Origin of the sequence: Paenarthrobacter histidinolovorans (genome assembly GCF_014647595.1) — a bacterium.
GTDB classification, from domain to species: Bacteria; Actinomycetota; Actinomycetes; order Actinomycetales; family Micrococcaceae; genus Arthrobacter; species Arthrobacter histidinolovorans.
This window is the reverse complement of the sequence record NZ_BMPM01000009.1, coordinates 176,713-189,762: the sequence shown is the minus strand read 5'-3', so window position 1 is coordinate 189,762 and position 13,050 is coordinate 176,713. Positions and strand designations below refer to the sequence as shown.

Below are 13,050 nucleotides of genomic sequence, written 5' to 3'. Positions count from 1 at the left end.
GGCGACGCCTAACAACCCGCACAAACAACAGTTGGCGGCAGTGTTCGTGATGAACACTGCCGCCAACTGTTGTTTCGCTGGGTTTGTTGAATCTGGCTCAGGTGCCCAGGTTCCGCCTGTCGACAACAAAGCCCGTAGCCGCATTTTCGCGGACTGCGTTGATGCCGGCGACTACTGCCTTCAGGTTCGGAAATTGTGGTGACACTGCCACAACCGTGCCATCGTCTGCGGTAAGCCGGAACCGGAATGAATTGGTACCTGCCTTGAGAATCTCGAAACTGCCCGCCATGTCCCCTGTTCTTTCACGCGTCGTTGCGTTACCGAGCTGACTTCATAACTCCGTCATTGACCCTAACGGCCAATTCGCAGGGCCAAAAGCCCTACTCAGCAGTAGTTTGAAACCGATATTGGTAGATCAAATGGAAAGCCACCAAGGAGCTAGAGACCACATGGACCCCCGCGCGTATGGTGAGGATATGACTCAATCCGGCCCGCCGACCACGGGCGTCCTGCTCGCTGCGGGCGCCGGCACCCGGCTGGGACGCGGCCCCAAGGCCCTGCTGCCCTTCCGCGGCCGCACCTTGGTGGAAGTACTCGCCGACACTCTGTTCGACGGCGGTTGCAGAGAGGTAGTGGTGGTGCTCGGTGCTGAAGCCGAGCAGATCCGCAGCGCAACGGACCTCGGCACGCACACGGTGGTGGTGAACCCCGGCTGGGCCAGGGGCATGGCAGGATCCTTCCGCGCAGGCATCGACGCCGCGACCCCCGGCAACAGCATCATGGTGGCCTTGGTCGACCAGCCCGGTTTAACCCCGACGGCGGTGAGCAGGTTACTGGGCAGCCACCGTCCCGGCCGGGTCACGGCAGCCGCCTACCCTGATGAGTCAGGCCGCCTGAAACGCAGGCACCCGGTGATTTTCGACGTCGGCCTCCGGTCGGAAGCGGCGGCAGCCGCCCACGGCGACACGGGCGCGCGGTCCTTCCTCAAAGCGCATCCGGGGCTGGTGGACCTGGTGGACTGCAGCGATCTCTGCTCGGGCGAAGACCTGGATACGAAGGATCAGCTGCACCTGCTGGACGGATAGCTGCGGGTAAATTGGGGTTCATGATCCGGATAGAAACAGATGATCCCGCACGCCCAGACGTCCATTCCCTCCTGAGCGAGCACCTGGCCGACATGTTCGCCACCTCTCCGGCAGAGAGCGTTCACGCGTTGGATCACTCGGCCTTGTCCCACGAATCAATCACGTTCTGGACGGCCCGCGAGGACGGGGTCCTGTTGGGCTGCGGCGCGTTGAAGGCGCTGTCCCCCGGGCATGCGGAGATCAAATCCATGCGGACAACTGCGCAGGCCCGTGGACGTGGCGTGGCGACCCGGATGCTCGAGCACATTGTGGCCGAAGCCGGACGCCGGGGCTTTGAACTGCTCAGCCTGGAGACAGGCACGGAGGAATACTTCGCTCCAGCCCGCCGCCTGTATGCCCGGCATGGCTTCACCGAATGCCCGCCGTTTGGGGACTACACCCTGGATCCGAACAGCGTGTTCATGGAACTCCCCCTCTCAACCAAGTAGGTAGCAGTTGAGGTCGTTCCCAGCGCTGGGAACGACCTCAACTGCGACCCAGTTGGGTCAGTTGGGGATCAGGGTGCGATCGCGGAGGGCAAGGTAGATCTTGTCCCGCGCGATGGGCAGCTCACCGAAGCGGATTCCTGTGGCATTACGGATGGCGTTGGCCAGCGCGGGCGCCACGGGGTTGAACGGGCTCTCACTCATGGACTTGGCGCCCAACGGACCGGTGGAGTCGTTGGTGGTGGCGAAATACACCTCGCTCCGGGGCACGTCCGCGAAGGACGGGATGTGGTACTGCCGCAGGATGTCCGTGGTGACGCGACCGGCGTCGTCCACTTTCACTTCCTCGTACAGCGCCGCCCCGAGCGCCTGCGCGATGCCGCCCTCGATCTGCCCCCGGCACTGCCGCGGATTGACCACCACACCGGCGTCGGCTGCCTGCACGCTCTGCAGGATCCGCAGCTCACCCGTTCCCCTGTTCACGGCAACCCGGAAACCGTGGACGTTGAAGGCGACAGACCTCGGCGTTCCTCCCCAGTTTCCGTCGGTGGCGAGCCGGACGCCCTGCAGCCTGGCGGCGTCGACCATGTCCTTCAACGGCACCGTACGCTCACCGCACTGAACAGCCCCGTCCACCAGATGGCAATCCGTCAGCGGCGTTCCGGTCAGCGAGGCCGCGACTGTTTGGATCCGGGTGGCAAGTTCCAGCGCCGCGCCCAGCGTCGCCTTCCCGGCCACCACGGTTCCGGCAGAACCGAACGCGCCGGTGTCGTGCTCCACGAGGTCGGTATCGGACTGGCGCACGGTCACCTGTGACGCCGAGGTCGCCAGCGCGGTGGCAGCCAGCTGCGCATGGACAGTTGTGGTGCCGTTCCCGAACTCCGCAGTACCGACGTCGACGGCGAACCTCCCGTCCGCTTCCAGGCTCACCCGGGTGTGGGCGAAGTGGCCGCGCGGGGGCACGGTGTCGATCATGGAGAGCGCCGAGCCTTCCCCGACGACCCATTCAGGCCCGAGGTCGTCCAGTCCGGCGGCACGGTACCGCTCCTTGCCACGGTCCAGAGCATCGCGTACCAAGGCCACGCATTGGTCCAGGCCGTAGCTTCCGTAGTGCACGTCTTCTTCGGGCTCGGGTGTAGTGGAGAGCATGTGATCGCCGGGCCGGACCATGTTCTTGAGCCGGAACTCCAAGGGATCCATGCCGATACCCACCGCGAGCTCGTCAATGGCCGATTCAATGGCGAAGATCATCTGGCTCAGCCCATAGCCACGGAAAGCCCCGGCAGGAACGGTGTTGGTGTAGACGGCGTGGGCATCCACCTTTTTGTTCACGCACTTGTAGACAGCCAACGATTCGCCACAACCGTGGAACATCACGCCGGGCGCGTGGTTTCCGTAGGCCCCGGTGTTGGTGAGTACGTTTAGTTGCAGGGCAGTGAGGTACCCGTCCCTGTTGGCTCCGGCTTTCAGGTGGATGGTGAAGGGGTGGCGTGTGGTGGTCGCCGTGAACTGCTCGGTTCGGGTGAACTCCAGCTGCACGGGCCTGTGGAGAGCCAACGCAGCCAGCGCCACCAGGTCCTCGGTGAGGACTTCCTGCTTGCCACCGAATCCGCCGCCAACCCGTCCGGCCATCACCCGGATGGTCTCCGGAGCCAGGTTGAACAAACGGCTCAGCGTCCGCTTCACCAGGAACGGAACCTGCGTGGAGGAGCGGACCATCAGGCGGCCCTCCTCATCGAGCCAGGCAATGGAGGCATGTGTTTCCATGGCCACGTGCTGCACGCGCTGGGTTTGGTAAGTGTGCTCATGGATGAAATCGGAAGCTGCGAAGCCGTCGGCAACACTGCCCAGTTCGGCGTGGACCTCAGCAACTACGTTGTGTTGCGGCCGTGAGATCCGGGAAGCTTCGCCGTCCTTTTCCCCATGGATCGCAGGCGCACCCGGAAGGATCGCCTCCTGGGGAGTAAACACGGGCTCCAGAAGTTCGTACTCCACCTCCAACGCCCGGGCTCCCGCCTCGGCTGCGCCCACCGACTCGGCCACAACCGCGGCAACCCGCTGCCCGATGAACCGCACCACGTTGTCCAGGACGCGGGTGTCATCGGGGTCATCCGTGTAGTTTTCGTGCTGGGCAGTAGAGAACAACTGCTGCGGAGCATCCTCATGGGTGAAGACCGCCACGACTCCCGGAACCGCAAGTGCGGGGGCTTTGTTGATGGACACGATCCGTGCGTGCGGGTGCGGTGAACGCAGGAGCTTCATGTGCAGCAGGCCCGGCAGCTGCTCGGCCGGGACGTCCAAGGTGTAGCGGGCGGTGCCCGTGACCACGGCTTGGCCGGCGGGTGCCGGGACGTTGTCGCCGAGTTGGCCCGGCGTGGCGGGAACAGCGGCAGGGGCAGCGCCGGCGGGAACAGCGGCAGGTGCCTGTGCCCCCGAAACAGACTGTGCCCCGGAAACGTCAGCGTCGGCGTCGTGCGTGTGGTCGTTGCCGTGCGCATCACCGGGGCCCTCGCCGTGGCCGCACACGGCGTCCGCGATGGAGCGGTAGCCCGTGCAGCGGCACAGGTTGCCCTTGAGGTTGCGGGGCAGGTTGGCGCGTTGCTCGTCGTCGAAGGTGGCCGCAGTCATCATCATGCCTGCAGTGCAGAAACCGCACTGGAAGCCCTGGGCCTCCAGGAACTGTTCCTGCACAGGGTGCAGGCCTTCCCCGGACGCGAGGCCTTCAATGGTGGTGACCGCTTTACCCTCGGCGCGGACGGCCGGGTAGATGCAGCTGTGCACGGGCGTGCCGTCGACGTGGACGGTACAGGCTCCGCAGTCGCCGCCGTCGCAGCCCTTCTTGACGCCGAAGTTGCCTTGCTCGCGAAGGAACGTGCGGAGGCACTGGCCGGGGCGGGGTGCGTCGGGTGCGGCGGCACCGTTGATCTCAATTGCCATGGGGAGCCTCCTTGTGGGTGCCTGACGTTTCGGGTTGCGTGGAAGGCTGGGCTGAAGTGGCATGAGGTGGCCAGAAATCGCCGGAGACGGTCATCGACTCATCCATGAGCTCGGCCCTGATCTCTTCGGCAAGCTTGAAGGTCATGTCCCGGCGCCATGCTGGAAGGCCGTGGATGTCGTCGTGGTACACCCGCCAGGGAATGGAATGCTCGACGGCGTCAGCCAGGGTTCCAGCGTCGGGAACCTGACCGGCGGGGAACCTGAGTTGCACAGGCCTCTTGGTGGACGCGGTGACGGTGATGACCAAGCCAAAAACGGGATCGAGCCTACCGATTAGCAGCACTCCGGAGCGCCCGAGGTTGCTCAGGGACAAACGCCGGAAAGCAACGCGGGCGGAGAGTGCTTCGGCAGGGAGGTGGATGCTGCGGAGCAACTCCCCCGGTGCCAGCACCGTCTGCATGTCCCCCACCACGACGTCGGCAACCGGAACCTTCCGGCTGCTTCCGTCGGGACTAAGGATGGTTGCCACGCCGTCCAGACCCGCGCAGAGCGACGTCATGGGTCCGGCGGGCAGTCCGGTGCAGATGTTCCCGCCCACTGTGGACATGTTCCAGATCTTGAACGAGGCCACGAACGAGTCGCAGCACGGCCGGATCAGGGCAAGGCCGGGCCATTCACGGCCAGCGGCTTCAGCGGACAGCGGCAAGGCGTAAAGCTCGGCGACGGTGCAGGTGGCAGCCAGTTCAATCCCGGCATCGGTGACGGTGATGGCCGGCCAGTTGGCTTGGCCAAGGTCCAGCAGGCGCTTGAGGACGGTGCTTCCGTAAGAGAAGAGGACAGTGCCTCCGGCGAGCCAGGCATCGCCTTCGCGCCATTGCGCCGGGTCCGTGGTGGGGACCACGGCCTCGATGGTGTTCATGTCCATGGGTCCTCCTGAGTGAGGTGTTGAGGTGCTGCGTGAAGCGGTGCTGCGTGAATCGGAGCCGGGTGAATCGGGCCGGCACTGTCCTTGAGGGAAGGGAACCCCGTTGTGTTCACACCGGTCCCACGCGCCGCGATGATTTCGGACGTAATGGAGACTGCTACTTCGGCCGGGGTTACGGCGCCGAGGTCCAGCCCGATGGGTGAATGCAGCCTGTCCAAGGACTCCGGCGGAGTTCCTGCCTGGAGCAGTGCGTCCACGCGTTGGCGGTGGCTGCGGCGCGAACCCATGGCGCCGACATAAGCCAGGTTCAGCCGGAGCGCGGCTTGAAGCAAGGGGATATCAAACTTGGGATCGTGGGTCAGCACGCACACAACGGTGCGGGAGTCGAGGCGCCCACCGGCCGCCTCGGATTCGAGATAACGGTGCGGCCAGTCGGTGACCACCTGGTCTGCCCCCGAAAAACGGTTCTGGGAGGCGAAAGCGGGCCGCGCGTCACAGAGGGTGACGTTGTAACCCAGAAGCTGCCCGACGGGCAACAGCGCTGCGCCAAAGTCGTTGGCCCCAAAGACAAGCATCCGTGCAGCCGGCAATCGGCTTTCCACGAACAACGTGATGGGCTGCGGTTCTTCTTCTTCCCGGGGTGGGGCCGCCAGTCTCTCTGTGGTGACCCAGCCATCAATGCAGCCCTCCGGGGGTGCCAGACGGACCAGGCCTGCACGGCCGCCCTGGAGCAGCGGCTCCACCTGGGCAGCTGCCGCAAAGAGCGTGGAGGGATGGTCGCCCAGCAGGACGGCCAGTTCCGGGGATTCCATGGCCCGGAACCGCACAGGATCATCCACCACCATGACGCCTCCCCCGGCGTCGAGCCTGCGGATCAACGCAGCAGGGCGTTGGGGGCCGGCGAACAATGAAAGTTCCGGCGCTCCCGCCCCGAAAGGCTGAATGTGGACTTCCAGCTCACCACCACAGGTGAGGCCGACGGCGAACGCGTCCTCGGCACTGTAGCCGTAGGACTCAAGGCGCGGGCCGCCGTCGCGCATTGCTTCCATGGCCGCCTCCACGACGGCCCCTTCAACGCAACCACCGGACAAGCTGCCCAGGATTTCGCCGTTTTCGGAGACCATCATGGAGGTCCCCAGGGGTCGCGGCACGGAACCGCCGCTCCCCACGATCGTGGCCACAGCCAAACGTTGGCCAGAGACCGCAGGCCGCCAGCTGCCCAGTGAAGGCATCAGATCCAGCATGGCAACACGTCCTTTTTCCAGGTGTCCCGGCCGGGATGACCCGGCCGGAGCAGTGCGCGATCTTGCCTCATATTCTCATTTCCGGAGGATGTTGAGGGTTAGTCGCGGCAATTCGATGAGAGTTCTTGGGAACCGTGGGTTCATAGGAACCGTGAGTTCATAGGAACGGGGGCAAGGGCTTCATCTCCCTGCCCCCGTTCCCTGACGGAGCGTCGGCGCCCGGCCGCCGCCCGCCGTCGTGCCTGTTCATCAGGGACGACGACGGCGGACGCCTATTCGTGCGGTGGGTACCGACGGACCGTCGATCGGAGTGCCGGAAGGGACCCGCCGGCGCGGGGTGCGGTCCCGGTCAGACGCCCATCAGGGCGTTGATGGGTCCGCGGGCAAAGTAGATGATGAAGCCAACCGTGACCACCCACATGAGCGGATGGACCTTCTTGGCCTTGCCCGACGCTGCGCTGATGACCGCGAAGGAGATGAACCCGACGCCGATCCCGTTGGCGATGGAGTACGTCAGCGGCATGGTCACGATGGTCAGGAACGCAGGGAGAGCGATGGAGAACTTGGTGAACTTGATCTCGCGGATCTGCGCCATCATCATCGCGCCCACCACCACCAGGGCGGCTGCCGCTACTTCCAGCGGAACTACCGAGGTAAGCGGCGTGAAGAACATCGAGCCCAGGAACAGCAGGCCAGTGACCACGGAGGCCAGGCCGGTCCGGGCGCCTTCGCCGATGCCCGCTGCAGAGTCGATGTACACGGTGTTGGACGAACCGGACGTCGCACCACCCACCACTGCGCCCATGCCTTCAACGATGAAGGCCGACTTCAGCTTGGGGAACGTGCCGTCCTTGTGGGCCACGCCTGCGCTCTTTGCCAGTCCGGTCATGGTGCCCATGGCGTCAAAGAAGTTGGTGAACACCAGGGTGAAGACCAGCATGGTGGCGGCGAGCCCGCCGATCCTGGCGAACGAACCAAAGAGGTCGAACTGGCCTACCAGGCTGAGGTCCGGGACGGACACCAGCTGGCTGGAAAGGATAGGCACGTTGAGGTGCCAACCGCCGGGGTTGTCCGCGGTGCCAGGTCCGATGTGGAAGATGGCCTCGACAACAGCGGCAAGGACGGTGGTGGCGACGATGCCGATCAGCAAGCCGCCTTGGATCTTGCGTGCCACGAGGATGCCCATGGCCAGCAAACCAACAATAAAGACAAGAGTCGGGATGGACGTGATGGAACCGTCGTTGCCCAACTGAACCGGAGGGCCGCCCGCAGTAGGACGGACAAAACCGGAATCGACAAAGCCGATGAAGGCAATGAACAGGCCGATGCCAACGGTGATGGCGGCCTTCAGTTCCTTGGGTACTGCCTTGAAGATCGCCGTCCGGGCACCTGTAGCACCGAAGAGCACGATCAGGATGCCGTTGATGACCACCAGGCCCATGGCTTCCGGCCATGTAACTTCCTGGATGACTGCTACAGCCAGGAACGAGTTGATGCCGAGGCCGGCCGCGAGACCGAACGGCAGGTTGGCAATGAGACCAAAAACGATCGTCATGACGCCGGCGGTCAAGCCGGTGACAGCGCCGACCTGGGCGGCCGAAAGCCAACCGCCGGCCACGTCGGTGGGGGCGTTTTCTGCCGAGAATCCACCCAGGATGAGCGGGTTCAGGATGACGATGTACGCCATGGTGAAGAAGGTGACCAGGCCGCCCCGGAATTCGCGGGCCAGCGTGGATCCACGCTTGGAGATCTGGAAGAACTTGTCCAGGAAGGAGTTCGACACCGGGGGCTTCTTGTTGCCATCTGCCAGGCCGGTTGCCGTGTGCTTTGCTGCTGTGGGCTCTGCGCTGGTGTCTCCGTTGGGAAAGAGCGCAGCCTGCTTCTCAGCTGCTGTCTGCATTTCTGCGTTGTCCAGGATATTCATGTCAGCCACCGGGCCCTAGTAATCAATCCTGGAATCAAGCGTGTTCCATGTGGTGAACGGCTGGAGGGCCTCCGGAGCCTGGGGGTCGCCCAGTTCCAGCTTGGCTACCGGCATCAGCGCGTCCCGGTTGTCGTTCTCGAAGTACTCGTAGAAAACGGCGTCATCAAAGCCAACGGATGCGGCGTCGTGACGGTCTGCGGCGAAGAACACGCGGTCGACGCGTGCCCAGAGCGCGGAGGCCAGGCACATGGGGCATGGCTCGCAGCTGGTGTAGAGGGTTGCTCCGCTCAGATCGAAGGTTCCCAGTTCGCGGCAGGCGTTACGGATGGCCGTGACTTCTGCGTGTGCGGTGGGATCGTTCGTGGCGGTAACGCGGTTGACGCCTTCGAAGGCTCGTCCATCCGCGGTGACAATGACGGCCCCGAACGGGCCCCCACTGTTAAGGACATTGGCTGTAGCCAGCTCAATGGATGTGGCCAGGAATTGCTCGGCCGTGACGGTTGTACTCATGTTGCGACTTCCTTAGTGCTGTGGAAGCCGGGTGACCTTTCGGGGGCGCTCCAAAAAGAGCTCCAGTTAGCTTGGTTACCAGGCTTCAGCATGTGCGATGAAGGTTAAGTTGCGCCTGGTAGATAGCTTCCCGAGGTCCGGGTGCCCGCCTTTGGCAGTTAGAGCGTAGCACCACGTTTGTGAGCCGCGCCATAGTTTTTTGAAAACTTAATTTCGTCATGCGAAATTACTTAATCCTTGTGGGTGCAGCCAAATGTGACCGCCCGCGGGCGTTGACTGCCGCCGTCGGGGCTCTTACGCTTTTCTGACCGGCGCCTTTTGCAGCCCGGAACCTGGATCAGCAGACAGGGCCTAACTGAGCTGGAACGCGTACACGCCGACCAGACAAGGAACCTGCCATGACCCCTCTTTGGATCAAGAACCCCCTGGGTATCTTCACCGCAAACGACCACGACGCCGGCGGCGGCCTGGTTGTTCTCGACGGAAAGATCGCCGAACTCGTGCCTTCGGGCGGGCAGCCTTCCATGCCATGTACCGTCTTCGATGCCTCGGGCCACGTCGTCCTGCCCGGCCTCATCAACACGCACCACCACTTCTACCAAACCCTCACGCGCGCCTGGGGCCCCGTGGCCAATGTGCCGCTGTTCCCGTGGCTGCAGAACCTCTACCCGGTGTGGGCGCGGCTTACTCCCCGCAGCCTCGAACTCGCTGTGCAGGTCGCATTGGCGGAGCTGCTCCTTTCCGGCTGCACCACGGCCGCCGACCACCACTACCTGTTCCCGGACGGGATGGAAGACGCGATCGACATCGAGGTGGCAGCCGTACGTTCCATGGGGATGCGGGCCACCTTGACCCGCGGGTCCATGACATTGGGAGAGGACGACGGCGGGCTGCCGCCCAGGACCACTGTCCAGTCACCTGAAGCGATCCTTGCGGACAGCGAACGGCTCATCCGCCAGTACCACGAGACCGGAGACGGGGCCTCAGTGCAGATCGCGCTAGCACCGTGCTCGCCCTTCTCCGTGACCAAGGAAATCATGGCCGAATCTGCGGCCATGGCCGAACGGTACGACGTCCGGCTGCACACCCACCTGGCCGAAACCATCGACGAGGAAGACTTCTGCCGGTCCATGTTCGGCCTGCGGACCGTGGATTACCTGGAATCGGTGGGCTGGCTGGGAAACCGGACCTGGCTTGGACACGGCATCCACTTCAACGACGAGGAGATCGCCAGGCTGGGAGCGGCCGGAAGCGCCGTCGCGCATTGCCCCACCTCCAACATGCGCCTGGCATCCGGGACCGCGCGGGTCCTGGAACTTGAGGCAGCGGGAGTCCCCGTGGGGCTGGGAGTGGATGGATCGGCGTCGAACGATGCCTCCAACATGATCCTCGAAGCGCGGCAAGCACTGTACCTGCAGCGTCTCCGCTACGGCGCCTCCGTTCCTGTGGAGCGCGCCTTGGGGTGGGCAACCCGCGGGTCTGCTGCCGTGTTGGGACGCTCTGATATTGGACAGTTGGCCCCCGGACTGCAGGCCGACCTGGCCCTGTTCAAGCTTGACTCGTTGCGGTTCTCCGGAAGCCACGATCCCGTTGCCGCACTGTTGCTGTGCGGTGCGGACCGGGCCGACCGGGTGATGGTCGGTGGCAAGTGGCGCGTTGTGGACGGCGCGATTCCGGATCTTGACGTGGCCGGGCTCATCGCGGAGCACTCGGCGGCGGCCCGGAAGCTCGTGGCGGGGTAGCCCTGTTTAGGTGATCTTGGTGGGCGAACCCGTTTCGTGGCTTCGCTGCGCACCGTGCCATGCGTTCGGCACAGTGCGCAGCGCGCCAACGAAACGGGTTTGCCAGGCATTGGTCCCACGCGTCATTCTCCAGCTACGACGCGGAGGACCCCTGGTTAGAGGGTGATCCTGTAGACGTGATGGGTGTACTCGTTGGCAAATGAATCCGTGAACGAGCCACCCTGGACCGCGAGGGTCCGCCCTTCTCCCACAACTTCCACCTGAGTGCCTGTGATGCCGGCCGGAAGCGTGAACGTCCTGGATCCCGTGGTGCCGTCCTGGCCCATGGCAAAGATGTACGCGGAGCCATCCTTGACCTTCAACATGGAATCAATGCCGTCACCGAAGTCCCAGACGTAGGACTGAGTGTTGATCACGGGCGCCAGTGCCTTGATCTGGTTGTTCACAGCACCGGCTGCCGCTACCTGGTCCTTGAGGCATGCCGTGCCCTTGAGCCGAGCATCCGCGAAGGCGTCGCCACTGATGCAGTCATTGATGTTCTGCTGGTCCGGTGACTGGCTGAACCACACAATGCCACGTGCCTCGTGAATGATGCTCGCCCAAACCTGGGCTTTAGTCTGCTCCGGCGTTAGCTGCCGGTAACCACCCGTGGAGCCGCCAGTGGACACCACGGTCGGGAGGGCCCAGATGGGAGCCTGGACGCCACGTGCTGCATTGACCTCGTTCTGCAGGGAAATGATCTTTCCATAGCTTGATGCGGTGCGGCAGTTGGCCGTGTTGATGGGGTTCTGGCCTTGGGGTGTGCGCCACCGCAGCTGGTTGTCGCCCCAGTCGCATTGCGGGACAGCATAGAAGTACTGGTCCACACTGTTGACGTTGGCCGTGTTGTAGAAGTCCACACTGAACTGCATGGACCGGTCGTAGGTCAGAATTCCCGAAGTCCAGTTGGCGTAAGTGAAGCGGCCGGTTTTGGCGGGATCAGACTGAGCGGCTAGTGAACGCATATGCGCCAAGCCTGATGCAGTGTCGAATCGGCCATCCACCTCGTCGTCCAACAGCGTTCCCACCTGGCTGGCCCAATCCGCGGGGGCATCGCTCGGCGAGAACAAGGTAAACATTCCGTTGGACGTAATGCCTGCCGACGGGGTTGCCGGGTTGCCCTGGGCGTAGGTGTTGATCCCGAGCGCCTTGTCATACTTCAGCTGGGCGTCACTTCCGGGCGAGCCATACCAGACCACGATCGGGATGAACGATGGATCGTCCCAGCCAGCGGCGTCAGCTTTCGGGAACTTCTTCCAATAGTCTGGACCGCCATCCCACGGAATCCGGGGCAGGTTGGCGAGGGTGTCCGTGGTTGGGGTTGGCGTGGGGGTCGGTGAAGGTGTTGGCGTTGCTGTCGCGGTTGGCGTTGGGGTCGGTGTTGCCGTCGGGGTCGCGGTTGGCGTTGGGGTCGGTGTTGCCGTGGGTGTCGCGGTTGGCGTTGCTGTCGGTGTTGCCGTCGGGGTCGCGGTTGGCGTTGCTGTCGCGGTTGGCGTGTGGGTCACGCTGGGCGAAGCTGTTGGCGTTGCCGTCGGCGAAGCCGTGGGGGTCGCGGTCGGAGTCTCCGTCGGCTCCGAAGTCGGCTCTGCGGTCGGCGTTGCCGTCGCCGTCGCCGTCGGCTCCGAGGTGGGCTCCGCCGTCGCCGTCGATGTGGCGGTTGGGCTTTCGGTGGGCAAGGGTGTCCCGGGATCCGTACAGCCGGCCAGGGCCAATGCGAACACCGCCCCCAGCGTTGCGAAGGTGCGTTTCATGACATTGTTTTCCTTTGGGGAGGCAGCCTGAATGATGCTGCGGTGGCGCCAGACCCCCAGTTCCGGCTTTTCTTTCACCTGCTGCGGCAAGTGTTGTCCGCCGGGCGTCCATGTCCCGGCAGGGCTCAATGACGAGCGCCAGTAATACTTGGCATGCTGCGGTGCGGCGCCTGCGGACGCGTGTCCGGCGCCATCGAGCCAGCAAGTGCGGCCCATCGAGGGGTCGCAACGGCCCTTTAAGAACCCGGAGGGCGGCCGTCAGCCAAGCTTACGTGACATAGGCCACACCTCGGCGGAATGTGACGCGGCCCCTTTCCGCCCGGTTCGATGCCCCGCTGCCCATCATGCCGTGCCCCCGGCAGTATGTGCAGCGAGGCAACGAAGCGGATTTGTCCACATAGGACACCT

11 protein-coding genes are annotated in these 13,050 nt (G+C 64.1%); 3 read left to right on the top strand and 8 right to left on the bottom strand.

Annotated elements, in window-relative coordinates; all coding sequences use genetic code 11:
• Positions 1 to 97: 97 nt before the first annotated feature.
• Positions 98 to 289 (bottom strand): YegP family protein, encoded by a 192-nt coding sequence (locus tag IEY62_RS18740; protein WP_189020707.1) that lies wholly within the window; start codon positions 287 to 289, stop codon positions 98 to 100.
• Positions 290 to 449: 160 nt separating this feature from the next.
• Here IEY62_RS18740 and nboR point away from each other — a divergent pair, with 160 nt between their 5' ends.
• Both nboR and IEY62_RS18730 read left to right on the top strand, forming a co-directional pair.
• A complete protein-coding gene (gene nboR, locus IEY62_RS18735) occupies positions 450 to 1,085 on the top strand; it encodes a nicotine blue oxidoreductase (protein WP_189020705.1) in 636 nt (211 codons plus the stop codon).
• 20 nt (positions 1,086 to 1,105) lie between these two features.
• Complete coding sequence (locus tag IEY62_RS18730; protein WP_189020702.1) at positions 1,106 to 1,573, top strand: GNAT family N-acetyltransferase; 468 nt, start codon at positions 1,106 to 1,108, stop codon at positions 1,571 to 1,573.
• Between the two features lie 57 nt (positions 1,574 to 1,630).
• Here IEY62_RS18730 and IEY62_RS18725 read toward each other — a convergent pair whose 3' ends face one another.
• The 5 genes from IEY62_RS18725 to IEY62_RS18705 form a co-directional block, all read right to left on the bottom strand.
• Positions 1,631 to 4,507, bottom strand: coding sequence for a molybdopterin-dependent oxidoreductase (locus IEY62_RS18725; protein WP_189020700.1), 2,877 nt, complete (start codon positions 4,505 to 4,507; stop codon positions 1,631 to 1,633).
• Positions 4,497 to 5,432 carry an FAD binding domain-containing protein gene (locus IEY62_RS18720; RefSeq protein ID WP_189020698.1) on the bottom strand — a complete coding sequence of 312 codons (936 nt, stop codon included), beginning with the start codon at positions 5,430 to 5,432 and terminating at the stop codon, positions 4,497 to 4,499. Before IEY62_RS18720 ends, IEY62_RS18725 begins: the two co-directional genes overlap by 11 nt.
• Entirely contained in the window at positions 5,423 to 6,676 is a 1,254-nt protein-coding gene (locus IEY62_RS18715; protein WP_189020695.1) for an XdhC family protein, read from the bottom strand. The genes IEY62_RS18720 and IEY62_RS18715 overlap by 10 nt, the downstream gene beginning before the upstream one ends.
• Before the next feature lie 349 nt (positions 6,677 to 7,025).
• Positions 7,026 to 8,609: an NCS2 family permease gene (locus tag IEY62_RS18710; RefSeq protein WP_189020693.1), complete on the bottom strand. Its 1,584-nt coding sequence runs from the start codon at positions 8,607 to 8,609 to the stop codon at positions 7,026 to 7,028.
• Between the two features lie 6 nt (positions 8,610 to 8,615).
• Entirely contained in the window at positions 8,616 to 9,110 is a 495-nt protein-coding gene (locus IEY62_RS18705; protein ID WP_142937997.1) for a nucleoside deaminase, read from the bottom strand.
• Positions 9,111 to 9,508: 398 nt separating this feature from the next.
• Between IEY62_RS18705 and IEY62_RS18700 the strand changes: the two genes are divergently transcribed.
• Positions 9,509 to 10,852 (top strand): 8-oxoguanine deaminase, encoded by a 1,344-nt coding sequence (locus IEY62_RS18700; RefSeq protein ID WP_189020691.1) that lies wholly within the window; start codon positions 9,509 to 9,511, stop codon positions 10,850 to 10,852.
• 155 nt (positions 10,853 to 11,007) lie between these two features.
• Here IEY62_RS18700 and IEY62_RS18695 read toward each other — a convergent pair whose 3' ends face one another.
• Positions 11,008 to 12,090 (bottom strand): hypothetical protein, encoded by a 1,083-nt coding sequence (locus IEY62_RS18695; RefSeq protein WP_229785443.1) that lies wholly within the window; start codon positions 12,088 to 12,090, stop codon positions 11,008 to 11,010.
• Between the two features lie 37 nt (positions 12,091 to 12,127).
• Entirely contained in the window at positions 12,128 to 12,871 is a 744-nt protein-coding gene (locus IEY62_RS18690) for a hypothetical protein (RefSeq protein WP_189020689.1), read from the bottom strand.
• Between the last annotated feature and the right edge of the window lie 179 nt (positions 12,872 to 13,050).